This is a genomic window from Leisingera sp. UBA4491, from assembly GCF_002388965.1.
GTDB lineage: Bacteria > Pseudomonadota > Alphaproteobacteria > Rhodobacterales > Rhodobacteraceae > Leisingera > Leisingera aquaemixtae.
Map to the genome: position 1 here is coordinate 1 of NZ_DGNN01000025.1, position 24,733 is coordinate 24,733.

Annotated in this window: 23 protein-coding genes; 12 read left to right on the forward strand and 11 right to left on the reverse strand. The window is 65.0% G+C overall.

Annotated elements, in window-relative coordinates; translation table 11 throughout:
• The first annotated feature begins 381 nt into the window (after positions 1-381).
• The gene (locus B2P87_RS13075; protein ID WP_141889871.1) at positions 382-1,674 is read left to right on the forward strand and encodes an O-acetylhomoserine aminocarboxypropyltransferase/cysteine synthase family protein; all 1,293 of its coding nucleotides are present in this window, start codon (positions 382-384) and stop codon (positions 1,672-1,674) included.
• A gap of 52 nt (positions 1,675-1,726) precedes the next feature.
• On the opposite strand, the gene B2P87_RS13080 is transcribed toward B2P87_RS13075, so the two are convergent.
• Positions 1,727-2,458: an SIMPL domain-containing protein gene (locus B2P87_RS13080; RefSeq protein WP_141889870.1), complete on the reverse strand. Its 732-nt coding sequence runs from the start codon at positions 2,456-2,458 to the stop codon at positions 1,727-1,729.
• 177 nt (positions 2,459-2,635) lie between these two features.
• On the opposite strand from B2P87_RS13080, the gene B2P87_RS13085 reads away from it, so the two are divergent.
• Positions 2,636-5,188: a hypothetical protein gene (locus tag B2P87_RS13085; RefSeq protein ID WP_244940783.1), complete on the forward strand. Its 2,553-nt coding sequence runs from the start codon at positions 2,636-2,638 to the stop codon at positions 5,186-5,188.
• 142 nt (positions 5,189-5,330) lie between these two features.
• Here B2P87_RS13085 and hppD read toward each other — a convergent pair whose 3' ends face one another.
• Positions 5,331-6,431, reverse strand: a complete 1,101-nt coding sequence (gene hppD, locus B2P87_RS13090; protein ID WP_141889869.1) for a 4-hydroxyphenylpyruvate dioxygenase — start codon at positions 6,429-6,431, stop codon at positions 5,331-5,333.
• Positions 6,432-6,583: 152 nt separating this feature from the next.
• Here hppD and B2P87_RS13095 point away from each other — a divergent pair, with 152 nt between their 5' ends.
• The 3 genes from B2P87_RS13095 (at position 6,584) to B2P87_RS13105 (ending at position 10,317) form a co-directional block, all read left to right on the forward strand.
• The gene (locus B2P87_RS13095) at positions 6,584-7,039 is read left to right on the forward strand and encodes an Lrp/AsnC family transcriptional regulator (RefSeq protein ID WP_008556450.1); all 456 of its coding nucleotides are present in this window, start codon (positions 6,584-6,586) and stop codon (positions 7,037-7,039) included.
• A 65-nt stretch (positions 7,040-7,104) separates the two neighbouring features.
• Positions 7,105-8,325 carry a PAS domain-containing protein gene (locus tag B2P87_RS13100; protein ID WP_058284487.1) on the forward strand — a complete coding sequence of 407 codons (1,221 nt, stop codon included), beginning with the start codon at positions 7,105-7,107 and terminating at the stop codon, positions 8,323-8,325.
• Between the two features lie 102 nt (positions 8,326-8,427).
• A complete protein-coding gene (locus B2P87_RS13105) occupies positions 8,428-10,317 on the forward strand; it encodes a monovalent cation:proton antiporter-2 (CPA2) family protein (protein ID WP_058284368.1) in 1,890 nt (629 codons plus the stop codon).
• Positions 10,318-10,367: 50 nt separating this feature from the next.
• Here B2P87_RS13105 and cobT read toward each other — a convergent pair whose 3' ends face one another.
• A complete protein-coding gene (cobT, locus tag B2P87_RS13110) occupies positions 10,368-11,384 on the reverse strand; it encodes a nicotinate-nucleotide--dimethylbenzimidazole phosphoribosyltransferase (protein WP_141889868.1) in 1,017 nt (338 codons plus the stop codon).
• A 101-nt stretch (positions 11,385-11,485) separates the two neighbouring features.
• On the opposite strand from cobT, the gene cobS reads away from it, so the two are divergent.
• A complete protein-coding gene (gene cobS, locus B2P87_RS13115) occupies positions 11,486-12,244 on the forward strand; it encodes an adenosylcobinamide-GDP ribazoletransferase (RefSeq protein ID WP_141889867.1) in 759 nt (252 codons plus the stop codon).
• 66 nt (positions 12,245-12,310) lie between these two features.
• On the opposite strand, the gene B2P87_RS13120 is transcribed toward cobS, so the two are convergent.
• From B2P87_RS13120 to B2P87_RS13140, 5 genes are all read right to left on the reverse strand, one after another.
• Entirely contained in the window at positions 12,311-12,820 is a 510-nt protein-coding gene (locus B2P87_RS13120) for a CarD family transcriptional regulator (RefSeq protein WP_008553660.1), read from the reverse strand.
• A gap of 299 nt (positions 12,821-13,119) precedes the next feature.
• The gene (gene fdxA / locus B2P87_RS13125) at positions 13,120-13,458 is read right to left on the reverse strand and encodes a ferredoxin FdxA (protein ID WP_027236939.1); all 339 of its coding nucleotides are present in this window, start codon (positions 13,456-13,458) and stop codon (positions 13,120-13,122) included.
• 62 nt (positions 13,459-13,520) lie between these two features.
• Positions 13,521-13,895: an RNA-binding S4 domain-containing protein gene (locus B2P87_RS13130; protein WP_141889866.1), complete on the reverse strand. Its 375-nt coding sequence runs from the start codon at positions 13,893-13,895 to the stop codon at positions 13,521-13,523.
• A 7-nt stretch (positions 13,896-13,902) separates the two neighbouring features.
• Complete coding sequence (locus tag B2P87_RS13135; RefSeq protein ID WP_141889865.1) at positions 13,903-16,854, reverse strand: helicase-related protein; 2,952 nt, start codon at positions 16,852-16,854, stop codon at positions 13,903-13,905.
• A gap of 27 nt (positions 16,855-16,881) precedes the next feature.
• On the reverse strand, positions 16,882-17,448 hold the full coding sequence (locus B2P87_RS13140) for a tetratricopeptide repeat protein (RefSeq protein ID WP_141889864.1): 567 nt from the start codon (positions 17,446-17,448) through the stop codon (positions 16,882-16,884).
• Positions 17,449-17,548: 100 nt separating this feature from the next.
• On the opposite strand from B2P87_RS13140, the gene B2P87_RS13145 reads away from it, so the two are divergent.
• The 5 genes from B2P87_RS13145 (at position 17,549) to B2P87_RS13165 (ending at position 21,488) form a co-directional block, all read left to right on the forward strand.
• Entirely contained in the window at positions 17,549-17,839 is a 291-nt protein-coding gene (locus B2P87_RS13145) for an SCP2 sterol-binding domain-containing protein (RefSeq protein ID WP_008554433.1), read from the forward strand.
• Positions 17,839-18,801: an alpha/beta fold hydrolase gene (locus B2P87_RS13150; protein WP_141889863.1), complete on the forward strand. Its 963-nt coding sequence runs from the start codon at positions 17,839-17,841 to the stop codon at positions 18,799-18,801. The genes B2P87_RS13145 and B2P87_RS13150 overlap by 1 nt, the downstream gene beginning before the upstream one ends.
• Before the next feature lie 159 nt (positions 18,802-18,960).
• A complete protein-coding gene (locus B2P87_RS13155) occupies positions 18,961-20,781 on the forward strand; it encodes a M3 family oligoendopeptidase (protein ID WP_141889862.1) in 1,821 nt (606 codons plus the stop codon).
• Positions 20,781-21,263: a GNAT family N-acetyltransferase gene (locus B2P87_RS13160; protein WP_141889861.1), complete on the forward strand. Its 483-nt coding sequence runs from the start codon at positions 20,781-20,783 to the stop codon at positions 21,261-21,263. Before B2P87_RS13155 ends, B2P87_RS13160 begins: the two co-directional genes overlap by 1 nt.
• Complete coding sequence (locus B2P87_RS13165; protein WP_027243491.1) at positions 21,264-21,488, forward strand: hypothetical protein; 225 nt, start codon at positions 21,264-21,266, stop codon at positions 21,486-21,488.
• 25 nt (positions 21,489-21,513) lie between these two features.
• Here B2P87_RS13165 and B2P87_RS13170 read toward each other — a convergent pair whose 3' ends face one another.
• The 3 genes from B2P87_RS13170 to B2P87_RS13180 form a co-directional block, all read right to left on the reverse strand.
• The gene (locus B2P87_RS13170) at positions 21,514-21,783 is read right to left on the reverse strand and encodes a DksA/TraR family C4-type zinc finger protein (RefSeq protein ID WP_008557604.1); all 270 of its coding nucleotides are present in this window, start codon (positions 21,781-21,783) and stop codon (positions 21,514-21,516) included.
• Between the two features lie 545 nt (positions 21,784-22,328).
• A complete protein-coding gene (gene rpoH, locus B2P87_RS13175; protein ID WP_141889860.1) occupies positions 22,329-23,225 on the reverse strand; it encodes an RNA polymerase sigma factor RpoH in 897 nt (298 codons plus the stop codon).
• 174 nt (positions 23,226-23,399) lie between these two features.
• Positions 23,400-24,425, reverse strand: coding sequence for an RluA family pseudouridine synthase (locus tag B2P87_RS13180; RefSeq protein WP_141889859.1), 1,026 nt, complete (start codon positions 24,423-24,425; stop codon positions 23,400-23,402).
• Between B2P87_RS13180 and B2P87_RS13185 the strand changes: the two genes are divergently transcribed.
• Complete coding sequence (locus B2P87_RS13185) at positions 24,424-24,729, forward strand: DUF6476 family protein (RefSeq protein ID WP_058284357.1); 306 nt, start codon at positions 24,424-24,426, stop codon at positions 24,727-24,729. The genes B2P87_RS13180 and B2P87_RS13185 overlap by 2 nt on opposite strands.
• Positions 24,730-24,733 lie beyond the last annotated feature (4 nt).

Sequence of the window (24,733 nt, forward strand, 5' to 3'; positions counted from 1 at the left end):
GAACTACCGTGTGGGGGCACCATCACTTCAGATACCCACTTGTTTCTGCTTCGGATTTTGCAGCGCGTATAACACAGCAGCCGCCGCTGGAACTCATTCTGACTGCCGCATCTGCACCGAAAGCCAGGCCGGCTGATCCGGCAGCCGGACGCCAGGTATTCCGGTAAAAGCGGATCTGGCCTTCCCGCCCGCAATCGCAGGCTGCAACTCAGGCGCTGGAGCCTGCTTGCCGCGCTGAACCTCCAGTTTAAAACCGGCTGTGAACTGCAGGGCAAACCGCAGCCCGGCCCCGTTTCCGCTGCGGCATTGGCGCGATTGCCTTCTGCCCGCAGCCATGCTGTTGTGCGCGCGACGCAGGAGAGTTTTCAGGGAGACCCACTCATGACCGATGCCCCGTCTTATGGCTTTGACACCTTGCAGATTCATGCTGGCGCCAAGCCGGACCCGGCCACTGGCGCGCGGCAGACGCCGATTTACCAAACCACCGCTTATGTCTTTCGCGATGCCGAACACGCTGCGGCCCTGTTCAACCTGCAGGAGGTCGGGTTTATCTATTCCCGCCTGACCAACCCTACGGTTGCGGTGCTGCAGGAGCGGCTGGCGACGCTGGAAGGCGGCGTTGGCGCGGTCTGCTGCTCCTCCGGCCATGCGGCGCAGATCATGGCGCTGTTCCCGCTGATGGGGCCGGGCTGCAATGTGGTGGCCTCGACCCGGCTGTATGGCGGCACCGTCACCCAGTTCAGCCAGACCATCAAGCGTTTCGGCTGGTCGGCGAAATTCGTTGACACCGACGATCTGGACGCGGTCAAGGCGGCGATCGACGGCAACACCCGTGCTGTGTTCTGCGAATCCATCGCCAACCCGGGCGGCTATGTGACCGATATCCGGGCGCTGGCGGACATCACCGATGGCGCCGGCATCCCGCTGATTGTCGACAACACCTCCGCCACGCCGTACCTGTGCAACCCGATTGCCCAAGGGGCCACGCTGGTGGTGCATTCGACCACCAAATACCTGACCGGCAACGGCACCGTGACCGGCGGCTGCGTGATCGACAGCGGCAAGTTCGACTGGTCTGCAAATGACAAGTTCCCGTCCCTGTCGGCGCCGGAGCCGGCCTATCACGGCCTCAAGTTCCACGAGACCTTTGGCCCGCTGGCCTATACCTTCCACGGTATCGCCATCGGCCTGCGCGATCTGGGCATGACGATGAACCCGCAGGCGGCGCATTACACGCTGATGGGCGTCGAGACGCTGTCCCTGCGGATGCAGCGCCATTGCGAAAACGCGCGCAAGGTGGCCGACTGGCTGGAGAACGACGACCGGATCGATTATGTGACCTATGCCGGGCTGCCGTCCTCGCCCTATTACGAGCGCGCCCAGGCCTGCTACCCCAAGGGCACCGGCGGGCTGTTTACCTTTGCCGTCAAGGGCGGTTACGAGGCTTGCGTCAAACTGGTGGATTCGCTGGAGATTTTCAGCCACGTCGCCAACCTGGGCGACACCCGCTCGCTGATCATCCACTCCGCCTCCACCACCCACCGGCAGCTGACGCCGGAGCAGCAGGAAGCCGCGGGCGCGGGCCCCAACGTGGTGCGCGTGTCCATCGGCATCGAGGATGCGGACGACCTGATCCGCGACTTGGACCAGGCGCTGGCCAAAGCTTGCGGCTGAGACACGGTTTACCTGAAAGAGAAAGGCCGGGCGCCCTGCCCGGCCTTTTTCGTTATTCGCTTGCCGCGCCGCCCGGCTCGGCCATGTCGAACACCACCGAGACATTATGGGTGAAGGTCAGCTCGCCAGCTTCGACCGGCATCGCCTCGCTGCGGGCCATGTCCATGGCCATCATCGGACGCGGCCCGCCACCGCCGCCGTTCTCGGTGATTGTGCGCACCGGGCCCAGCTCCATGCCGGCGGCTTCGGCCAGCTGCTGCGCTTTGCGCATCGCATCCTTGACCGCCTCGCCGCGGATCCTGTCGGTGACCGCGGCGGTATCCTCAACGCCAAAGCTCAACCCCTGGAACTGGTTGGCGCCCGCGGTCAGCACTGTATCCAGCACCGGCCCCAGACGGTCCAGATCGCGCACCCGCACCATCAGCGTGTTCGACGCCTGAAAGCCGGTGATCTCGCGCCGGCCGCCGTTGTCGTAGGAGCGGTCCTGCGACCAGACCGGATGCATCGCGATCTGCTGGGTCTGCATGTCGGCACCAGCGATGCCGCTGTCCTTCAGCTGCGCGATCACCGCCCCCATCGCCTCGGACACAGCCGCCATGGCAGCCGCGGCTTCCTCGGCCTCCTCGGTCACGCCCAGGGTGATGGTTGCCAGTTCCGGCGCCATCTGCAGGGTGCTTTCGCCATTGACCGTGATCTGCCGCGGGGCGGCGGCTTCGCTTGCGGCTGCAGCGCCTGCCCCCATCGACAGCATCAGTGCGGCGGCCAGAAGTTTCCTTGCTTTCATCTTCAAAAGCTCCTTTTACGAATGCCCCTTAGATGGGGACGGCAAACTGCCGCCCGCAAGCCCCGCCGTCAGTCTTTTCCTTTAACTCGGCAATCTCCTGCTTTAAGGTCCGCGGCAAAACACCGGGCGCGTCGGGCGGCCCCGGGCAGTATGGATTTGGATGGTTTGACCCACGGCATGAAACCGGCTTTTGCTCTTTCGCTTTCCGCTGATGGTATTGCGCTTCTCTATCGCGCCGAAGACGGCTGGCGGCACGTGGGCAGCACCCCGTTTGACGCCGGGGATCTGCCTGCTGCGCTGGCGGACATACGCGCCGATGCGCTGCGGCTGGCGCCGGACGGCGTGTTCAGCAAGCTGATCCTGCCAGAGGACCAGATCCGCTATCTGACATTGGAAACCGGTGAGCTGCCGGCAGAGGCGCGGATTGCCGCCGCCAGGGCTGCGCTGGAAGGGGCGACGCCCTATCCGGTGGATGAGCTGGCCTTTGACATCAGCGCGGACGGCAGCCTGACCCATGTTGCCGCCGTGGCGCTGGAAACGCTGGACGAGGCGGAAACCTTTGCGGTGGAGCATGGATTTGGCCCGGTGAGCTTTGTCGCGGCACCCGAAGACAGCGGATTTCAGGGCGAGCCGTTCTTTGGCACCACCCGTGCGATCCGCGGCACCGAGGTAGAGCCCGACAGCGAAGCGGTAGAGGTTGCCGGCCCGGCCAAGCTGCCGGCGCCAGTGGCAGAGGACACGGCAGAAAACAGCGCGCCCGCCCCGGCAGAGAACACACCGGAGCCGTCCACGGACACTGCCGCCGAACAGCCGGCGGAGCAGCAGCCGCCCGCTCCGACCGCCAGCCTGGACCCGCCGCAGCCGCCCCAGGCGCCCGCACAGGAACCGGACGCGGAAGCAGCAAAAGAAGACGCGCCTGTGGATGCCCCGGCGCTGCCCGCCGATGCGAAGGCACCGGTCAGCCTTCCGCCTGCGCCGCCGGCACCGGCAGCCGGCGGCTCCGCGCAGGAGGGCAACGGGTTCTCCAGCATCCGCAGCAAAGCTGCGGCCGCAAACTCCTCTGCTCCGCCCGTTCAGGGTCCGGCGCCGGCGCCTGACCGTATTCCGCCGCCTCTTGCGGCGAAACCGCTGGGGGCCGCTGTTGCGGCCAAGCCCGCGGATCAGGCCGGCGCCGCCGCGCCGCAGCCAAAGATCCCGCCCGCCCCCGCAGCGCTGCGTGAAGCTGCCGCAGCTCCGGCCCCGCCGCCCAAGGAGGATGCCGGCAAACCGGCAGCCAAAGGCAAGCCGCGCTACCTTGGGGTGATCCTGACGGCCCTGCTGCTGCTGTTCATGGCCACCGTCGCGGTTTGGGCGGTATTCGGCGAAAGCGGCTTCTTCTCGGACACGCCTGCTGAAGACAGCCGCCTAGCACCCGAAGGCGCCCCCGGCAGCCCCCCGCCGGACGGGACAGACAGCCCGGCCGCCGTGGTGCCGCAGCCCGGCACGGATGCGGATGATGCCGCCATCGCGCCGCAGGTCAGCGTGCTGGCGGATCAGCCCGACCCCGGCGTGCAGGTCCTTGGCGCTGCCGCGGATGCCCCCACTGGCGAAGCGGCCCTGGCGGACGTGCTTGACAGCGGGCAGGAGCCCTCTGCCGAAGACGAAGCTGCCGCGGATGGCGCGGAGCTGCCTGACGAGACCGCTGAGGCTGACGCGGCAATTCCGGACGCGCTGGAGGACTTCGAAACGGAGGAAGGCTTGGCGGTGCCTGCCGCCCCGGCGCAGGCACCGCAGCAAGAGCCGCTGGACGAATTGGCCTTGGCTGCGCGCTATGCCGCGACCGGGGTATGGCCGGTTGCGCCGGATCTTGGAACCAGCCCCGCTGCGCCTGGCCTTGATGAGCTTTATACCGCCTCCATTGACCAGCCGGACATCGCCGCCGATGCAGTGGCGCTGCCGCAGCCGGAGTCCTTTGCCGGGGATGACAGGCTGGCGGCGATTGCCTCCCCCGCCGTGGCGGGTGCGGACTTTGACCTGGACGCCCGCGGACTGGTCAAGGCCAGCCCCAAAGGCACACTCAACCCCGACGGCATCAGGGTCTACCTGGGCCGCCCGAAGAAGGTGCCGCCGCGCGCACCGGAGCGCAGCGACCCGGCCGCCGAAGCCCTGGCCGAAGAGGTGGCCCGCAATCAGGTGCTGTCGCGCAAGCGCCCCAAAGCCCGGCCCGCGGATCTGGAGGAACAGACCGAGCGCGCCCGGCTGGGCGGCCTCAGCCGGGCCGAACTCGCCTCGCTGCGCCCGCGCCAGCGCCCGGCCAGCGTGAAACCGGCCGGGGAAGAGCAGATGGCGGCCACCGCCCTGGCCATTGCCGCCTCGGCGGTGCCGCGCGAGCGGCCTGCGAATTTCGCCAATCTGGTGGACCGCGCCCGCCGCAATGCCCAGAACCAGGTGCAGACCGCCGCCGCCGTGCCCGCCGCTGCCGCTGCTGCCGCGCCGCGCATCCCGACCGAAGCGTCGGTCGCCCGCCGCGCCACGGTCAACAACGCCCTCAATCTGCGCAAGCTGAACCTGATCGGGGTTTACGGCACCGCCTCTGACCGCCGCGCGCTGGTCCGGCTGCCGTCGGGCCGCTACATGAAGGTGCGGGTCGGCGACCGCATCGACGGCGGCCGGGTGATTGCCATTGGCGAAAGCCAGCTGCAGTACCAGAAAGGCGGCCGCAACCGCACTCTGAAGATGCCCAACAGCTAAGCATCCGGGCGGGACGGCATTTTGCCCCTGCCCACTACCACCAGCCCCCGGTCTGCAGGCAGCCGGGCCCCGAACACGCAGACGAACACGAAAAAGCCGGGCCCGCAGTGCGGACCCGGCCCTGTCACTCAAGCGCCGGCGGTTACTCGGCGGCCTGGATCTCGCCGTTTTCGATCTGCTCCCGCTCGATCGATTCAAACAGCGCCTTGAAGTTGCCCTCGCCGAAGCCGTCGTCGCCCTTGCGCTGGATGAACTCAAAGAAGATCGGACCGATCACGGTCTTGGAGAAGATCTGCAGCAGGATCTTGGTCTCGCCGCCGTCAACCACGCCTTCGCCGTCGATCAGGATGCCGTGTTTCTTCATCCGGTCCAGCGGCTCTTCATGGCCCTGCACGCGCTCGTGGCTCAGGTCGTAATAGCTCTCCGGGGGGGCAGGCATGAACTTGATGCCGCGCTCCGAAATCTCATCGGTCGAGTCATAGATGTTCTCGGTGCCGACGGCGATGTGCTGGATGCCCTCGCCCTTATACTTCTTCAGGTAGGAGACGATCTGCCCGGTTTCGCCGCGGTCCTCGTTGATCGGGATCCGGATACGGCCGCAGGGCGAGGTCAGCGCGCGGCTCAGCAGGCCGGTGTATTTCCCTTCGATGTCGAAGAAGCGGATCTCCTTGAAGTTGAACAGCTCGCCGTAGAACTTGAACCACTTGTCCATGTTGCCCTTGTAGACGTTGTGGGTCAGGTGATCGAGGTAGTAGAAGCCGACGCCGCGCGCCTTGGACTGCTTCAGCCACTCGAATTCCTCATTGTAGGGCGAGGTGTCATAGTACTGGTCGATGAAGTAGATCAGCGAGCCGCCGATGCCCTTGATCGCGGGCACGTCCATGGTCTTGTCATCGCCGTCATAGGCTTCGGCGCCCTTGGCGACGGCATGTTCGAACGCCTTCTGCGCATCGGCCACGCGCCAGCCCATCGACGGGGCGCAGGGGCCATGCTCTGCGACGAATTTTTCGGCAAAGCTGCCGGCCTCGGCATTCAGGATATAGGTGATGTCGCCCTGCTGCCACAGCTCGATGCCGGGCTTTTGCTTGTGTCGGCCGACCAGCTCATAGCCCATCCGGGTGAACAGGTCCCGCAGTTCCTGCGGCTCCGGGCTGGCAAATTCAACAAATTCAAAGCCATCGGTGCCAGCGGGGTTTTCCGGGGTAATCTCGGATTTCGGGGCATTGTGGGGGAACGGACCCATTGCGCGTCTCCTTCATCTGATGTGGGGACAGGATTAAATCTTGCGCCAAGAATACCGCATTTCCGATACAGGTTTTCCGCGTAGTTTAACGCGCGCCGCTTGCTTTATGCGCAGGTTTTTCACATTCTTCCTGAAAAACGGAGAAATCCCGCATGCTGGATCCGACAGACACGAAACTTCTCGCGGCGCTGCAAAAAGACGCGCATCTGACCGCGCAGCAGCTTGGCGAACTGCTCAACCTGTCGCCCAGCCAGGCCGGGCGGCGGCGCCAGCGGCTGGAGGCGGAAGGCTATATCGAGGGCTATGCGGCGCGGCTGAACCCGGCCAAACTGGGGCTTGCGGTGCAGGGGTTTGTGCAGGTGCATCTGGGCAGCCACGGCCCCGAGCAGTCCAAGGGGTTCGCCCGGCTGGTGGCCAGCCAGCCGCAGATCACCTCCGCCTGGACGATGACCGGCGAAGCCGATTACCTGCTGCGTGTCTACTGCGCCGACCTGCAGGCGCTGAACACGCTGATTCACGAAATTCTGCTGCCGCACCCGGGCGTTTCACGCGTCCAGAGCCAGATCGTAATGGCACAATTAAAACGAGATGCGCCGCTGCCAACTTAACTACTCGGGAAGGGTTTGGGCGTAAGACGAACGCAACGACTACTCAAACAGAAGTGGAATTTGCCGTGTCTTTTGTTGACCGCCGTGTTGAAACGCGCCCAAGCAGCGGCGAGGCTCCCTTTGGCCTCCATGAAGTGTTCTTCTCCAGGACTGACGGCCGGGGCGTGATCCAGGCCGGGAACTATGTTTTCCGGCGGGTGGGCGCCTACCCCTGGGAGGAGCTGATCGGCGCGCCGCACAAGCTGATCCGCCACCCGGACATGCCCAAGGGCGTGTTTTCTTTGTTCTGGGACACGATCCAGCGCGGCGACCCCATGGGCGCCTATGTCAAGAACAAGTCCAAGGACGGGCTGTACTACTGGGTGTTTGCCGTGGTTGTCCCCTGCCAGGACGGCTACCTCTCTGCCCGGATCAAGCCCAGCAGCAAACTGTTCGGCGAGGTGCGCGCCTTTTACGCCCAGATGCTCAAGCGCGAGAAAGACCAGGGGGTCAAACCTGAGGACAGCGCCCAGTACCTGCTCGACTGGCTGGGCAGTCACGGCTACGAGAATTACCACCAGTTCGCCGCCCACGCGCTGAGCCAGGAGCTGATCGCCCGCGATACCGGCCTCAGCAACCAGCCGCACGCCCGCATCCGGGAACTGACCGGCATGCTGCGCAATGCCGAAACCCTGGTCGAGGAAACCGAAGGTCTGATCGCCGATTTCGACGCCATGCACACGATCCCGCACAACCTGCGGGTGCTGGCCTCGCGGATTGAGCCGTCGGGCGGACCGGTCACCGTGCTGTCGCAGAACTATGGCTCCATGTCGCGCGAGATGTCGGACTGGTTCGCGGCGCATGTGATGGGAAAGAACAGCAACTTCGCCAAGATCAAATCCTCCGTCAACAACAGCCTGTTTGTCGAAGGCATGGCGCGGATCCTGATCGAATGCGACAACCAGCTGCAAAAAGAACGCCGCGAACTGGGCAATGTCGACATGGAGGCCGAGCGCAAGATCCTCGGCGATTTGGTGAAGGACCAGGTCAAGCGCTCGCAGGACGGCATGAAGGAAGTCGATCAGGAAGCCGAGCGCATCACCAGCGCCTGCCAGGTCATGCACCGGCATTTCCTCGGCCTCAGCTCGACCCGGGTGCTGCTGAAGATCGAAAGCGCCAGGCTGACCGATTCTGGTGAAACCCTGGCAGATATCATCGACCAGCTCGGCGGTTTCCAGGAGCGGATTTCGCGGCGGCTGGACCGGATCGGCAAGCTCAGCGAAGAAATCCGCCTGCTGGAGCAATAATTCCGCGGCGCCGGCCCCCGGCAGGCGCCGAATTGCCTTATCAGCGCGCCGCAGCTGCCAAAGCCATTGCCAAGGTACCGGCGCGCTTGCGATACCTTCTGTATGGAAGAGTTTTTTTACCAGGCAACCGTTTATCTGGCAGCCGCCGTCATCGCGGTGCCGCTGGCCGCACGTCTCGGCCTTGGCTCGGTGCTGGGCTACCTGGCGGCGGGCATTGCCATCGGCCCGGTGCTTGGCCTGACCGGCACCGAAACCGAGGATCTGCGCCATTTCGCGGAGTTCGGCGTGGTCATGATGCTGTTCCTGATCGGGCTGGAGCTGGAGCCGCGCGCGCTGTGGGCGATGCGGCACAAGCTGCTGGGACTGGGCGGCATGCAGATTTCGCTGTCCACCCTTGCCCTGATGGGGGCAGCCATGGCGATGGGCCAGCCCTGGCACGTCAGCCTGGCCATCGGCCTGGCGCTGTCGCTCTCTTCCACCGCGATCGTGCTGCAGACGCTGTCCGAAAAGGGATTGATGCGCACCGGCGGCGGCCGCTCGGCCTTTTCGGTGCTGCTGACCCAGGACATTGCGGTGATTCCGATACTGGCCTTCCTGCCGCTGCTTGGCTCTTATGCAATCCCGCAGTTCTCCAGCGATGGCTCCATCATTCTGGAAAGCGACAGCCACGGCGCGGGCCACGGGTCCTTGTCACTGGTGGACGGGCTGCCCGGCTGGGCGGTGACGCTGGTCACCCTCGCCGCCATTGCCTTTATCATCCTCGCGGGCATCTACCTCACCCGGCCGCTGTTCCGCTTCATCCACGCCTCCAACCTGCGCGAGATGTACACCGCGCTGGCGCTGATGATCGTGGTCGGCATCTCCTTCCTGATGACGCTGGTCGGCCTGTCGCCGGCGCTCGGCGCCTTTCTGGCGGGCGTGGTGCTGGCCAACTCGGAATTCCGGCATGAACTGGAAAGCGACCTCAACCCCTTCAAGGGGCTTCTGCTGGGGCTGTTCTTCATCACCGTCGGCGCAGGCATCGACTACCGCCAGCTCCTGGCGGATCCCGCCGACCTGATCGGACTGGCCGCGCTGGTAATCTTTGCCAAGGGCGCAGTGCTGTTTGCGGTTGGCCGCGCCTTTGGCCTGCGCCGCCGCGGGCTGTGGCTGTTCACCCTCAGCCTGGCCCAGGCCGGGGAGTTCGGCTTTGTGCTGCTCACCTTCTCGCGCCAGCTGAATGTGATCCCGGCGGCCCTGTCGGAAAAGCTGCTGCTGGTGATTGCCCTGTCGATGCTGATCACGCCGCTGCTGTTCATCCTCTATGACTTCCTGTCCAAACGCATGGCCGACGCCCGCCAGGAGCACGAGCCGGACGAGATCGACGAGGAAGGCCCGGTCATCATCGCCGGCATTGGCCGCTTCGGGCAGATCGTCAACCGGCTGGTTCAGGCCAGCGGTTTCAAGACCGTGGTGCTGGACCACGACATGGAGGCGGTGCAGCTGATGCGCCGCTTCGGGGTCAAGAGCTTTCTGGGCGACCCCACCCGCCCGGAGCTGCTGAAAGCGGCCGGCATTGCCAAGGCCAAGGTGTTTGTCGTGGCGCTGGATGATCCCGAAGGGGTGGTCAAGATGGTGTCCCATGTGCGCCGCGCCTATCCGGACCTGCACATCATCGCCCGCGCCAAGGACCGCAACCACGTCTATGAGCTGTATCAGGCCGGCGCCGACGACATCGTGCGCGAGCTGTTCGACAGCTCGGTCCGGGCGGGCCGCTACGTGCTGGAGAACGTGGGCCTCACCGAATACGAGGCGGCGCAGGCGGCGCAGACGTTCTACAATCACGACCGCCAGAACCTGCGCGATCTGGCCGAGCACTGGGTCCCCGGCACCCCGGCCAGCCAGAACCCCGCCTATATCGAACGGGCGCGGGAACTGGAAAAGGCCCTCGAAAGCGCGATTTTCGAAATGGCGGAGCGCAAGCGGAAGAAATCCTCCGAGGCCGCCGAATAAAAAAGCCCCGGCGCAGGCCAGGGCTTCGTTTTAGCAACTGAGACAGGCGCTCAGCCGTCCGAGACCCCCGCCTCGGCAAATGTTGCCATACCGCTGTGACAGGCAATCGCGCCTTTCAGCACCTGGATCGCCAGCGCCGCGCCGGAGGCCTCGCCCAGCCGCAGACCCAGCGACAAGAGCGGCTGCTTGCCCAGTTTGCCGAGCAGCACCGGATGGGCGCCCTCGGCGCTTTGGTGGCCCGCCAAGGCGTGGTCCAGCGCCCCGTCTGCGGTTTGCAACAGGCAGGCGGCGGCGGCGCAGCAGATGAAGCCGTCCAGGATCACCGGGATGCGCAGCACCCGGGCCGCGGCAATGGCACCGGCCATGGCGGCAATCTCGCGCCCGCCAAGGCAGGCCAGCGCATCCAGCCCATCCCGGATGGCGCCCTTGTGCAGCGCCACGCCTTCGGCCACCACCCGGGTCTTGTTGGCAAGACCGGCATCATCCACGCCGGTGCCGCGGCCGGTCCAGTCAGCCGCGTCTCCGCCGAACAGGGCACAGGCCAGCGCCGCCGCCGGGGTGGTGTTGCCGATGCCCATCTCGCCGACCACCAGCAGGTCGGCGCTGGGGTCCACTGCGGTCCAGCCCGTCCGCAGGGCGGCCAGCAGCTCATCCTGGGTCATGGCCGGGCCTTGGGTGAAATCACCGGCCGGGCGGTCCAGCTCCAGCGCGTGCACATCCATGCGGGCGCCTGCCAGCTTGGCCAGCTGGTTGATCGCGGCGCCGCCGTGCTGGAAGTTGATGACCATCTGAGCGGTGACTTCCGGCGGAAAGGCCGAAACGCCTTGCGCTGTCACGCCGTGATTGCCGGCAAAGACGATCACCTGCGGCGCGGCGATTTCGGGCCGGTCGCTGCCGCGCCAGCCGCCGTACCAGATCGCCAGGTCTTCCAGCCGCCCCAGCGCGCCCGGCGGTTTGGTCAGCTGGCTGTTTCGGGCGGCAGCGCCCTGCAGCGCGGCCTGGTCCTGGGCCGGCGCAGCAGCCAGTGCGGCGCGGAAATCATCAAGGGAGGAAAGCTGTGGCAGCATGTGAAAGCCTCGTTGCATCTGAGCGGGTGACGCGGATAAAGCGGTTGGCAATCTGTTTAACCGCTGGCGGCAGTGCCGCAAGCCCCGCAATAGGCCCGTAAATGCGAAAAAACGACATCCAGGCAAATGACGTGCTTCTGGCGCTGGTGCTGCTGACCCGGCTGCCGCTGCCGCATCTGCCGCCGCAAGCGTTTCAGCGTCAGGCCAAGGCAGTCTGGGCGTTTCCGCTGGCCGGGCTGGCGGTGGCCCTGCCCGCAGCACTGCTGGCCGCGCTGGCGCTGGCGGCGGGCCTGCCGGCGGCGGTGGCCGCCGGGCTGGCGCTGGCAGTTCAGGTGCTGCTGACCGGTGCCATGCATGAGGACGGGCTGGCCGATACCGCCGACGGGCTGTGGGGCGGTTTCAGCCGCGAACGGCGGCTGGAGATCATGAAAGACAGCCGCATCGGGGCCTACGGGGTGATCGCGCTGATCCTGGGGTTCGGCCTGCGCTGGACCGCGCTGGCCGCCTTGCTGCAGGTTGCAGGCCCCTGGCCGCTGCTGGCGCTGGCGATGATGAGCCGGGCGGTGATGCCCGCGCTGATGGCGGCGCTGCCCAATGCGCGATCGGCGGGGCTGTCGCAAACCGTGGGACGCCCCCGCGCTCTGCCCTGCCTTCTGGCCGCAGGGCTTGCAGTATTCCTGTCATTGCCTCTGATTGGCGCGGCGGCCTTTGGCACCGCCCTGGCAATGGGTGCAGCCGCTATGGGGCTGGGCGCGCTGGCCAGGGCCAAGATCGGCGGCCAGACCGGCGACATACTGGGCGCTTCGCAGCAGATGGCGGAAATTGCGGGGCTGCTCGCTTTGCTCGCCATCTGCAGCTGAGCCGGACGGGCATAAAAAAAGGCCGCGCCTTCTCAGGCACAGCCTTTCTGTCTTGTGATCGGCTGATCAGGCAGCGCGGGAGGTCAGAACCTCGTCCACCTGCTTGGCAGCGGCGATCTCATCATTGCCGGAGACGGCGGCCACTTCGCGGGTCAGGCGCTCCAGCGCGGCCTCATACAGCTGGCGCTCGGAGTAGCTCTGCTCGCGCTGATCGTCCGTGCGGTGCAGATCGCGGACCACTTCGGCGATCGAGATCAGGTCGCCGGAGTTGATCTTCTGCTCATACTCCTGGGCGCGGCGCGACCACATCGCGCGCTTCACCTTGGCCTTGCCCTTGAGCGTCTTCATCGCCTGCTCGATCACATCGGGCGAGCTCAGCGAACGCATCCCCACTTCGGTCGCCTTGTTGGTCGGCACCCGCAGGGTCATCTTGTCCTTTTCAAAAGTGATCACGAAAAGCTCCAGCGCAAAGCCGGCCACTTCCTGCTCCTCGATCGAGATGATCTGGCCAACGCCATGCGCCGGGTAAACCACGTAATCATCGGGGCGGAATTCGAGCTTCTTCGACTTGGTCATACAGGTTTTTCCTCACTCACAGCCGGGCGGCACCGGCATTAACGCGAAAAAGCACCGGACTCCGGCCAGTTCGTCTGGACCAGTCCCCGGGACATTTTCTTCGCAGAAATACCGCCCAAAGTACGCACCGCTTAAGGCGTGCGCCCGGGGCGGACTCCGATTTCTTTTGCCTATTGTGGCCTGAGTATATCATAAAAATGGGCCGCCTGAAAGACAGCCCGCTGGTCAGGGACCGCAAAATCCCTATGCAATGCGGCGGTTTTTTGCACAATTGCGCCATCGCTGCGCAGGAGGGAGAATCAGCCGCCTTCGCCGGGTGCCTCGGAGAAATACTTCTCCATCTTGCCCTCTTCACCGTCGCGTTCTTCGGCGTCGGGCAGCGGGTCCTTCTTGGACACGATCACCGGCCACATTTCGGAGTATTTGCGGTTGAATTCAACCCACTTGTCCATGTCCGGCTCGGTGTCCGGACGGATCGCATCCGCCGGGCATTCCGGCTCGCAGACGCCGCAGTCGATGCATTCGTCGGGGTGGATCACCAGGGTGTTCTCGCCCTCATAGAAGCAGTCCACCGGGCACACCTCGACACAATCGGTGTATTTGCAGGCGATGCAGTTTTCCGTCACGACATAGGTCATAGTACCGAGTCCCGTTATCCGTTTGCGCCTAGCTAATCCAGACCGGCCAAGGCTTCAAGCCGTCAAAGGGTATCCTGCTTGCGAGTAAGATCAAGCGCCCTGCGGGCTTTTTTGTCCGGGCGGCCTTTTCCTTCGAACTTGGGATTGGCCGGAATTTTTTCCTGCTTTTCCGTCATGTCGGAATAAAGGGCCTGCGCTTCCGGCGCCGGGCCGCGGCGTTCGCCGGTGGCCTCGATGCGGACCACGCGGATCACCTTGCCCTGGGCGAAGGTCAGAACGTCCCCGGGGGAGACGTTCTGAGCCGGTTTCGATGCCTTGGTGCCGTTGACGCGCACATGGCCCGCGCCGACCTGTTTGGCGGCCAGGCTGCGGGTCTTGAAAAACCGCGCATACCACAGCCATTTGTCGATGCGGATCCGGGGCGCGCCGTCGGCCATGGCCGGATCAGTCGCCCTGTTTCAGCCCCATCAGCGCAGCGGCAAAGGGGTTGTCCGGGTCGATCTGCTTTTCCTTCTTGGCGGGACGCGAGGAATAGGTCTTGGCGCCCTTGTCCTGGCGCGGACCGCCCTTGCGGCCCGGTTTGCCGTGGCCGCCTTCGCCGCCGCCTTTGCCGCCGCGCGGCTTGCCCTTGCCGCCCGGTTTGCCGTCGCCCTGCGGACGGCGGTTCTGCTGGCGCTGGCCGCCCTGACGGCCGCCCCGGGTGCCGCCCCAGGTGAAGGTGTAAAAGACTTCCGTCTCCGCTGCGTCGAGCGCGGCGTCGGCCGCTTCGCCCACCGGGGTTTCAGCCGCAGCAGTCTCTGCAACCGGCGTCTCAGCCACCGGCTCGGCCGGTTCCTCGGCCACCGGGGCAACGCCTGCATCCTCGATCGCTTCGGTGCCTGCGGGCACGTCGGCGGGTGCGGCTTCACCTTCTTCTGCCGGTGCGGCAGCAGGCGTGTTCTCGACCTCGGCGGCGGCGTCCATCACCGGCTTGTCTTCGGACGGGGTGCCGGTTTCGGTCACGACGGCATCCACCGGCTTGACCTTCTGGCGCTCGCCCTTCTCGGCGCTGTAGCCCAGGCCCTGCATCAGGTCGGCGAACTGCTCCAGCGTCATGCCGGTGATCGACAGCATGTCGGCCTTGGCTTCAAAACCGCCGCGGCTGTCTTCGGCGCGCAGCATGTCGGCCAGGCGCTCCAGCATGTCGATGCGGATCATCCGCTCGCCCGCAGCCCGGTAGCCGCACATAGTGTCATAGCCCTCGGGCGCGTCCTTGATCGACGGCACGGTGACCAGACCCGGCGGCGGCGCCTCGGGGAAGTCCTGCAGGCCGTTGGCCAGCGACCACAGCACCAGGCGCAGACGCGTCGGCGCAGGCTTCAGCAGAAGCGGCATGAAGATGGTGAACTGGCCGAAGCGGATGCCGTGCTTGCGCAGCGCGCCGCGGGCGTCCTGATCCAGATCCTTCACCTCCTGCGCAACGCCTGCACGCGGCAGCACGCCGAGGTTTTCGACCATCCGGAAGGCAAAGCCGCGCGCCAGGCCGGTCAGCTCTTCGTCCTTTTGCAGGTCCAGCAGCGGCTCGAACAGCGCGTTGATCTTGCGGGTGATGAAATGCAGCAGGCGGCGCTCCACCTTCTGGGCGACATCCGGCCCGGCGGCGTCGTCGACGAACACCTCGATCTGCGGGCTCAGCGCGTCCGCGCCGGCCACCAGCTTGCCCACCGCATCGCCGCCCCACATCAGGCCGCCCTGCTCGGTATAATCGATCTCGGTATCGGGTGCGTTATAGAACCGGTCCGCACGCAGATGGAATTGCGGCGCCAAAGCCTGCAGCGAGGCCGCTTTCAAGGCTTTTGCCTCAGCACCCTGCGCGCCTTTGTCCGGGCTGAACCGGAACCCTTCCAGACGGCCGACGAATTCGCCTTCGACCGTCACTTCACCCTTGTCATTCACTTCGGCCAAAAGGGCCTCCTTCTGTTTGAGCCGGCGCAGAAGCACGGATGTGCGCCGGTCCACAAATCGCTGAGTCAAGCGCTCGTGCAGCGCGTCTGACAGTCTGTCTTCTACAGCGCGCGTCTCCCCGCGCCAATGGCTTTCGTCACGCAGCCAGCCATTCCGCTGCGCGACATATGTCCACGTCCGGATAAAGGCCAGACGCTTGGACAGGGTATCTATGTTGCCGTCGGTCCGGTCAATCCGCTTGATCTGGCGGGCCAACCAGTCGTCCGGCACCACACCGCCGCCGTGCAGATGCTCAAAAATAACGCCCAGAAGCGAGGTATGTTCCGCATGGCTGATGCCGCGGAAGTCGGGAATCCGGCAGACATCCCACAGCAGTTTCACCGATTGCGCATTGGTGGTGCGGGCGATGATGGCGGATTCGCGCGACAGCATCTTCAGCGCACCCAGGTCGTCGGCCTCGCGCGCCTTGGTCAGATGCTCGTTCGAGGGGCTTGATTCGAGCGAGTTGATCAGCGCCTCGACGGTGCCGAACTGCAGATCGGCAGAGCGCCAGTTGAGCTTTTTCAGCGGCGTGAACTGGTGGTTCATGATCGCCGAGGCGGTGCCTTCATCCAGCGGCCGGGCATCGCCGGTAACACCAAAGGTGCCGTGACTCATGCCGCGGCCGGCGCGGCCTGCGATCTGCGCCAGTTCATTGGGCGCCAAGGGGCGCATCCGGCGGCCGTCGAACTTGGTGGTGGAGGAAAACGCCACATGGTCGATATCGAGGTTGAGCCCCATGCCGATGGCGTCGGTGGCGACCAGGTAATCGACCTCGCCATTCTGGTAGAGCGCCACCTGGGCGTTGCGGGTGCGCGGGGAAAGCGCCCCCATAACCACCGCCGCGCCGCCCTTCTGGCGGCGGATCAGCTCGGCAATGGCATAGACATTATCAACCGAGAACCCGACGATGGCGGTGCGCGGCGGCATCCGGCTTATCTTTTTCGAACCCGTATAGACCAGATCGGACATCCGCTCGCGGCGGTGGAACTCGACGCCCGGCACCAGTGCCGAAATCGGGCCGCGCATGGTGTCGGCGCCCAGGAACAGAGTTTCCAACGTGCCACGGGCGCGCAGCAGCCGGTCGGTGAAGACATGGCCGCGCTCCGGGTCGGCGCAGAGCTGGATCTCGTCGATGGCCAGGAAATCGCATCCCATGCCCTCGGGCATCGCCTCCACCGTGCAGATCCAGTACTGCGCCCGCGGCGGCACGATACGCTCCTCGCCGGTGACCAGCGCCACCACCGAGGGCCCGCGGGCCGCAACCACCTTGTCGTAGACCTCGCGCGCAAGCAGGCGCAGCGGGAATCCCATCACCCCGGTGCGGTAACCCAGCATGCGTTCGATGGCGTAATGGGTTTTGCCGGTGTTGGTCGGGCCCAGGACGGCCACGATCCGCGATGCGCTTGCCATTGCTTCAGCCCCCGCCCCCGAGAGGGCTTAGAGTTCCCTGCCCTCGACAGAGAGCTTCAGACGTTCGAGGGCGCTGCTTACTTCCTCGTGGTGCGGATGTATAGCCTTGGCGCGCTGGTAGGCCTGGTAGGCGCGCGCAGGCTCACGGAACTGCTCGAACAGCGCGCCCAGCGCGTAAATGGCGTTGTAATCCTTGGGATTCAAGGCCAGCGCGCGCTCCAGGTCGGCAACTGACGGACCGTAGAGCCCCATCGCGAAATAGACCCGCGCGCGCTGATACCAGCCGCGGGCGAACTCCGGCGCATGGTCTGTCAGCGCCGTCAGATGCTCTGCCGCCTGCTGCAGATCGCCGCGTTCAATCGCGTCGGTGCCGCGCCGCAACAGCAGGTCCATGGAGGGCGAGCCGCTTTTGGCCCATAGCGCCTGCAGCTCGCGGTCAATCGCCGCAGCCTCCGTTGCGCCGGCAGAGGCCAGATCCTGCAGCAGCACATCGGCCGGCACGGCCTGCGCCAGCGCCTGCCCGGAGAGGGAAAACGCGGCAGCGGACGCTGTTGCCGCCACGATAGCTTTGAGCTTTGGAAAATTTGCCAGCATGATGCCCCCAGTGTAATCCCGCGCGCTGTATTTTCCAGTATTGGATGCACATGCTTCACAGGTTTGTGCTATAAGCGCGCAAAATAGATTGAGGACCGATATGAGCGTTACCCTTGAACAGGCGGCAGAAGCCCTGAACGGCAAACTGGATGCGGGCGAATTCGATTCCACCGCCAAGTTCCAGATCGAAGGCCTGGGCGCCATCATGCTGGACGGCGCCGGCGCCCGTGCCGGCGATGAAGAAGCGGACGTGACGATGACCGCAGATGCCGACACGTTCCAGGCGATCCTGGACGGTGAGCTGAACCCGACCGCCGCCTTCATGTCCGGCAAGCTGACCATCGACGGCGACATGGGCGCCGCGATGAAGCTGGCGGCGGCGCTGGCCTGATGGACGGCGCCCCGGTGGAGCTGCAGCCCGCCCCCCTGTTTGCGGAGATCGCGCAGGGGCCGGCGAACGGCGCAGCCCATTGGGTCCAGACCGCTGACGGCCTGCGCATCCGTGCGGGCCATTGGCACCCCGGGGGGACGGCCAAGGGCACGGTCCTGCTGTTCCCCGGGCGCACCGAGTATATCGAAAAATACGGCCTTGCCGCGGCGGAGTTTGCCGCCTGCGGCTATGCCACCCTCACCGCGGACTGGCGCGGCCAGGGGCTGGCCGGGCGGATGCTGGCAGAGCGCCGTCTGGGCCACGTGGGCCATTTCACCGATTTCCAGAAAGACGTGCAGGCACTCACGGCGCTGGCGGACCAGCTGGAGCTGCCCCGGCCCTGGTTCCTGGTGGGCCATTCCATGGGCGGCGCCATCGGCTTGCGGGCGCTGATCGAAGGGCTGGACGTCAATGCCTGCTGTTTCACCGGCCCGATGTGGGGCATCCAGATCCCGCCGATGATGCGCCCGCTGGTGCGCGTCCTCAGCGGGATCGCGCCGTATCTGCGCCTGCACGAGCGGCTGCTGCCGACCACTGCGCTGGAGCAATATGTCCAGGTCACCCCGTTTGAAGGCAACACCCTGACCACCGATCCGGAGATGTACCGGATGATGCACGCCCAGCTGGAGGCGCAGCCGGACCTGGCGCTTGGCGGCCCCACCATCCAATGGCTGCGCGTCAGCCTGGAGGAATGCGCCTGGCTGGCGCAGCAGCCCTCCCCCGCGCTGCCCTGCATCACATTCCTGGGCACCGACGAGCAGATCGTCAACTGCGAGGCGATCCACGACCGCATGGACCGCTGGCCCGGCGGCGAGCTGGACCTGATCGAGGGCGGCCAGCACGAAGTGATGATGGAAACCCCGGACATCCGCGCGCATGTGTTCTCCCGCATGTGCCGCCTGTTCGAGCAGCACGGCGGCTGACCCCCGCGACATCCCGTTGCCTGTTCAGCGCGCGCCCCCTTTACCCGGCCGTTACCCGTCTCTGTCATTCTCCTGCGCTGATCCGCCCCCGGCTGCTTGTGATCCCGCAAGCCGCCGCTTAGATGTTGGATCAAAGCATTTCTCATGACAGGAGCCCCCATGTTCCAGCTTCCCTTCCCCGTCCGCGACGCAAACGCCACTGCCGGTTCCGGCGGCCTCGGCAAACTGCCGGAATGGGACCTCAGCGATCTTTACGCGTCTGAGGACGCGCCCGAACTGGCCCGCGATCTGGACTGGCTGCAAAAGGAATGCGCCGCCTTTGCCGCCGACTACGAGGGCAAGCTGGCAGATCTGGACGCAGACGGGCTGCTGGAATGCGTGCAGCGCAACGAGAAGATCAACAACATCGCCGGGCGCATCATGTCCTTCGCCGGCCTGCGCTATTACCAGCTGACCACCGACGCGGACCGCGCGGCCTTCCTGTCGGACTGCCAGGAAAAGGTGACCATCGCCACCACCCCGCTGGTGTTCTTCACGCTGGAGCTGAACCGGATCGAAGATGACGCGATGCAGGCGCATCTGGAGGCCAATGAAGAACTCGCCCGCTATGCCAGCGTGTTCCGCCGCATCCGCGCCATGAAGCCCTACCAACTGTCGGACGAGCTAGAAAAGTTCATGCACGACCTCGGCATTGTCGGCGATGCCTGGGAGAAGCTGTTTGACGAAACCATCGCGGGCCTGACCTTCACCGTTGATGGTGAAGAGCTGAACATCGAAGGCACCCTTAACCTGCTGACCGAGCAGGACCGCAGCAAGCGCGAGGCCGCCGCCCGCGAACTGGCCCGCGTTTTCGGCGAGAACATCAAGACCTTCGCCCGCGTCCACAACACGCAAGCCAAGGAAAAGGAAATCATCGACCGCTGGCGCGGCATGCCCAGCGCTCAGACCGGCCGCCACCTGTCCAACGATGTTGAACCGGAAGTGGTCGAGGCACTGCGCGAGGCGGTGGTTGCCGCCTACCCCAAGCTCAGCCACCGCTATTACGAGCTGAAGCGCAAATGGCTGGGGCTGGACGTGATGCAGGTCTGGGACCGCAACGCGCCGCTGCCGCTGGAGGATAGCCGCATTATCGGCTGGGACGAGGCCGAAAAGACGGTGATGGAGGCCTATGAGGCCTTTGACCCCCGTATGGGCGAAATCGCAGCCCCCTTCTTCTCGGACGGCTGGATCGACGCCGGCGTGAAACCCGGCAAGGCGCCCGGCGCCTTTGCACATCCGACCGTCACCAACGTGCACCCCTATGTGATGCTCAACTATCTGGGCAAACCGCGCGACGTGATGACCCTGGCGCATGAACTGGGCCACGGCGTGCATCAGGTGCTGGCGGCCGAACAGGGCGAGATGCTGTCCTCCACCCCGCTGACGCTGGCGGAAACCGCGTCTGTCTTTGGCGAGATGCTGACCTTCCGCAAGATGCTGGACAAGGCCGAAACTAAGGAGCAGCGCAAGGTGCTCTTGGCCGGCAAGGTCGAGGATATGATCAACACGGTTGTGCGCCAGATCGCCTTTTATGATTTCGAATGCAAACTGCACGCCGCCCGCGCCGAGGGTGAGCTGACGCCGGATGACATCAACGCCATCTGGATGTCGGTGCAGGCGGAAAGCCTGGGCGAAGCCTTTGAATACATGGACGGTTACGAGACCTTCTGGGCCTATATCCCGCACTTCGTGCACTCGCCCTTCTACGTCTACGCCTATGCTTTCGGCGATGGCCTGGTGAACGCGCTCTACTCCGTCTATGCGAGCGGCGCCGAAGGTTTCGAGGACAAGTATTTCGAGATGCTGAAGGCGGGCGGCTCCAAGCACCACAAGGAACTGCTGGCGCCCTTTGGCCTCGATGCCACCGACCCCAAGTTCTGGGACAAGGGCCTCAGCATGATCTCCGGCTTCATTGATGAGCTGGAGGCGATGGAGGACTGATGCGCCTCTGCCTGCGCCCGGTGGCCCGCAGCGAATTTGATCTGGTCTCCCGCATCCAGGTGACGCCGGATCAGATCCGCTTTAGCGGCACCGTGGCGCAGGCCTTTGAAGAAGATGAGGAGGGCGTGGATTTTCACGCCGTCCTCGACGGCGCCCGCGCGGTGGGCTTCTTCAAGACCGACCGGCTGTATCACGAGACCTATGAGTTCGCCCGGGCGGATGAGCTGGGCCTGCGCGCCTTTATGATCCACAGCCGCGATCAGGGCAAAGGCTATGCCACTGCGGCTGTGCTAGCCCTGCAACCCTACCTTGCCGCCCGCTACCCGGAGCGCGGTGCGGTTTTGCTGACGGTCAACATGCAGAACCCAAGTGCCATCCGCTGCTACCTGAAGGGCGGTTTTGCCGATACCGGCGGCATCTACCCCCACGGCCTTGCCGGTCCGCAGCACATTCTGCGGATGGGCCTGGCGGCGGAGGGTTAAGTGGCCGGGAAGGACAGTTTCAAAGACCGCTTCCGCCCGTTCTTTGCCTGGGTCCGCGCGCATGTGCCGCGCGGGCTGAGGCTGGTGTTGGGTATCCTGCTGATCCTTGGCGGCATCTTCGGGTTTCTGCCGGTGCTTGGCTTCTGGATGGTCCCGCTTGGCGTTCTCGTGGCCGCCATGGACATAAAGCTGATCCGCCGTTGGCTGCGGCGCAGAAGGCGGTAAGAGCCCGGCCAGACGCCGGCAGCGCTTATTTCAGCTGGCTGTCCTTGGAGCCGCGCCGGTTGATGCCGCCGCGCGCCTGATGCGCGCCATCGCGTTCCTGCTGGCAGTCGATGCACAGCTTGACGCCCGGAATGGCCGCGCGGCGCTTTTCCGGGATCGGCTCCTCACACTCGGCGCAATGGGTCCGGCTTTCGCCCACCGGTCGCTTTTGCGCCTTCAGGCGTGCAAGTTCATCATTGATCGAAGCTTCGATCTGCTCATTCACCGCGCCGTCCTGCGCCCAGCCGCCAGCCATGGCTCCTCCTCCTGTGCCAGAGGATGTGAATGTAGGGCCGCACAGCCGCCCTGACCAGTGCCCTGCGGCGGCAATAACCGAGTAAATCTATCAACTATTTGATTTTATTGCATTTTCCCTTGACCGCCCTTATGCCGCCCGATACACAGGATACAGAAATTGCGAGCAAGCCAGACTCACCAGGCCGCAAGCAGCCAGCGCTCCAGCCCCCCTTCGGGCCAGCCAGACCGCCAGCGACGCCAGCCACCAGAGTGATTTCAGCCAGCCACGCGCCAGCCTTGCAGCCAGCAGCTTCGCCAGCCATCCCTATCCAGCTTGAGCGCACCCAGCCCGCAGCGGCCAGGCACGCGCCAGACAGGTCCCCCCGCCAGCAACCGCCAGCCCTTCAGGTCAGCCAAGCTGACCCAATGTTTCGCGCGCGAAACATTGGGGAAACACTGCTGCCGTAAAGCCAGCACAACCGCCAGCAGCCCGGCACGCTCTGCACGCAAGAAAAAAGGCGGCGCCGCGGCACCGCCTTTACACGCTGTTTGGGGACGCAGAGGTCAGGCGCTGGACAGCATGCCCTTTTCGCTGGCCAGTTCACGCATCTTCTTCTGCAGCTTTTCGAACGCCCGAACCTCGATCTGGCGGATGCGTTCGCGGCTGACGTTGTACTGCGAGCTCAGATCCTCAAGCGTCACAGCCTGATCCATCAGGCGGCGCTGGGTCAGAATGTCCTTCTCGCGGTCGTTGAGCACGTCCAGCGCCTCGGCCAGCAGCTCGCGCCGCACTTCCAGCTCATCGCGGGCCTCATAATCGCCGGCCTGATCGGCATCTTCATCCTCAAGCCAGTCCTGCCACTGCATGGTGCCCTCGCCCTCGCTGCCGACGGTGGCATTCAGCGAGGCATCGCCGCCCGACATGCGGCGGTTCATCGAGATCACTTCATCCTCGGTCACGCCAAGGTCGGTCGCGATCCGCTTGACGTTCTCGGGGCGCAGGTCGCCATCTTCCAGCGCGCCGATGCGGGCCTTGGCCTTGCGCAGGTTGAAAAACAGTTTCTTTTGCGCCGAGGTGGTGCCCAGCTTCACCAGCGACCAGGAGCGCAGGATATATTCCTGGATCGAGGCGCGGATCCACCACATGGCGTAGGTCGCCAGGCGGAAGCCCTTTTCCGGGTCAAAGCGTTTCACCGCCTGCATCAGGCCAACATTCGCCTCGGAGATCACTTCGGCCTGCGGCAGGCCATAGCCGCGGTAGCCCATGGCGATCTTGGCCGCGAGCCGCAGATGGGAGGTCACCATCTTATGGGCCGAGGCCGCATCCTGTTCTTCCACCCAGCGCTTGGCCAGCATGTATTCCTCTTCCGGCTCCAGCAGCGGAAACTTGCGGATTTCCTGGAGATACCGGTTCAGGCCGCCTTCGGGCGTCGGGGCAGGCAGGTTTGCATAATTCGCCATATAAAGTGTCCCTCCCAAAATGTATAAGGACTTAACATTAGCGCATATGTGTTAGCGCTAAGTCCTTTTCAAGGACCGCTTGTGGAATTCTTCTATGTTAGCGCCGGCGCTGCCGTCTGTGAATTGCATCACAGGGCAGAACACACTTATTTGCTGATAGTTTACTGGCGCAAATTACTGGCGCAAAGCCGCCAGCAAATCCGCCATATCCTGCGGCAGGGGTGCCTCGAATCTGAGCAGTTCGCCGGTGACCGGGTGCGCGAACCCCAGCACCGCGGCGTGCAGGGCCTGGCGCGGGAACGCCCGCACTGCGGCCTGCGCCTCCTCGCTCAGCGCTTTGGCGGGCAGCTTGCGGCGGCCGCCATAGGTGGGGTCGCCCACCAGACTGTGGCCGGCATGGGCCATATGCACCCGTATCTGGTGGGTGCGGCCGGTTTCCAGCCAGCATTCGATCAGCGCCGCGCAGGGCGGATTGCCAAAGCTTTCGCAGATGCGGGCCCGGGTCACCGCGTGGCGGCCGCCCTGGAACAGCACCGCCTGTTTCTGCCGGTCGGTCTTGTGCCGGGCCAAATGGGTGGTGAGCTTGAGGATATTGCCAGGCTCGAAGCTCGCCCCTTTGACGCCGCGCAGGCGCGGATCGTTGCCGTCGGGCACGCCGTAGCAGACCGCCTGGTAGTAGCGCTCCACCGTGTGCTTCTCGAATTGCACGGCCAGCCCCTGATGCGCGGCATCTGATTTGGCCACCACGAGGAGGCCGCTGGTCTCCTTGTCGATGCGGTGCACGATGCCCGGGCGCTTGACCCCGCCGACACCCGACAGGTTGCCGCCGAAATGATGCAGCAGCGCGTTGACCAGGGTGCCAGAAGGCGAGCCCGGCGCCGGATGCACCACCATGCCCGCAGGCTTGTTGATCACGATCAGGTCGCCGTCTTCAAAGACGATCTCCAGCGGGATGTCCTCGGGGCCGATATGGCTGTCTTCAGCCTCTTCCACCTCGATCGCGATAACCGCGCCAGCCGCCACGTTGGCCTTTGGGTCCTGCACCACGGCGCCATCCACGGTCAGCGCCCCCTCCCCGATCAGCCGCGCCAGCCGGGTGCGCGACAGGGCGGCCTCCTCTGGCACATCGCGCGAAACCGCTTTATCAAGCCGCTTAGGCGGGTTTTCCGCGATGACAAACTCAATCCGGCGGCTGCCCATGACTGATCCTTCCGAGACCGAAATCCAAACGGAGCCGCCGCAGATCCGGTTTCTGCGGCGGCTGGTGACCACGCTGACCGTGGTGATGATTGGCGGGCTTGTAGTGATAATCTCACTGCTTGTCATCCGCCTGCAGGCAAGTGATGCACCGCTGCCTGCGGAAATCGCCCTGCCCGCCGGAGCGGAGGCAGAGGCGGTGACCCTGGGCCGGGACTGGATCGCGGTGGTCAGCCGGGACAACCGCATCCTGATCTACGACCGCGAGACCGGCGCGCTGCGTCAAACGGTGCAAATCACGGACTGAGCCG

Coding starts and splice junctions, on each gene's coding strand:
- B2P87_RS13075 (WP_141889871.1), top strand. CDS start 382: ATGACCGATGCCCCGTCTTATGGCTTTGACACCTTGCAGATTCATGCT.
- B2P87_RS13080 (WP_141889870.1), bottom strand. CDS start 2,458: ATGAAAGCAAGGAAACTTCTGGCCGCCGCACTGATGCTGTCGATGGGG.
- B2P87_RS13085 (WP_244940783.1), top strand. CDS start 2,636: ATGAAACCGGCTTTTGCTCTTTCGCTTTCCGCTGATGGTATTGCGCTT.
- hppD (WP_141889869.1), bottom strand. CDS start 6,431: ATGGGTCCGTTCCCCCACAATGCCCCGAAATCCGAGATTACCCCGGAA.
- B2P87_RS13095 (WP_008556450.1), top strand. CDS start 6,584: ATGCTGGATCCGACAGACACGAAACTTCTCGCGGCGCTGCAAAAAGAC.
- B2P87_RS13105 (WP_058284368.1), top strand. CDS start 8,428: ATGGAAGAGTTTTTTTACCAGGCAACCGTTTATCTGGCAGCCGCCGTC.
- cobT (WP_141889868.1), bottom strand. CDS start 11,384: ATGCTGCCACAGCTTTCCTCCCTTGATGATTTCCGCGCCGCACTGGCT.
- cobS (WP_141889867.1), top strand. CDS start 11,486: ATGCGAAAAAACGACATCCAGGCAAATGACGTGCTTCTGGCGCTGGTG.
- B2P87_RS13120 (WP_008553660.1), bottom strand. CDS start 12,820: ATGACCAAGTCGAAGAAGCTCGAATTCCGCCCCGATGATTACGTGGTT.
- fdxA (WP_027236939.1), bottom strand. CDS start 13,458: ATGACCTATGTCGTGACGGAAAACTGCATCGCCTGCAAATACACCGAT.
- B2P87_RS13130 (WP_141889866.1), bottom strand. CDS start 13,895: ATGGCCGACGGCGCGCCCCGGATCCGCATCGACAAATGGCTGTGGTAT.
- B2P87_RS13135 (WP_141889865.1), bottom strand. CDS start 16,854: ATGGCAAGCGCATCGCGGATCGTGGCCGTCCTGGGCCCGACCAACACC.
- B2P87_RS13140 (WP_141889864.1), bottom strand. CDS start 17,448: ATGCTGGCAAATTTTCCAAAGCTCAAAGCTATCGTGGCGGCAACAGCG.
- B2P87_RS13145 (WP_008554433.1), top strand. CDS start 17,549: ATGAGCGTTACCCTTGAACAGGCGGCAGAAGCCCTGAACGGCAAACTG.
- B2P87_RS13150 (WP_141889863.1), top strand. CDS start 17,839: ATGGACGGCGCCCCGGTGGAGCTGCAGCCCGCCCCCCTGTTTGCGGAG.
- B2P87_RS13155 (WP_141889862.1), top strand. CDS start 18,961: ATGTTCCAGCTTCCCTTCCCCGTCCGCGACGCAAACGCCACTGCCGGT.
- B2P87_RS13160 (WP_141889861.1), top strand. CDS start 20,781: ATGCGCCTCTGCCTGCGCCCGGTGGCCCGCAGCGAATTTGATCTGGTC.
- B2P87_RS13170 (WP_008557604.1), bottom strand. CDS start 21,783: ATGGCTGGCGGCTGGGCGCAGGACGGCGCGGTGAATGAGCAGATCGAA.
- rpoH (WP_141889860.1), bottom strand. CDS start 23,225: ATGGCGAATTATGCAAACCTGCCTGCCCCGACGCCCGAAGGCGGCCTG.
- B2P87_RS13185 (WP_058284357.1), top strand. CDS start 24,424: ATGACTGATCCTTCCGAGACCGAAATCCAAACGGAGCCGCCGCAGATC.
- B2P87_RS13180 (WP_141889859.1), bottom strand. CDS start 24,425: ATGGGCAGCCGCCGGATTGAGTTTGTCATCGCGGAAAACCCGCCTAAG.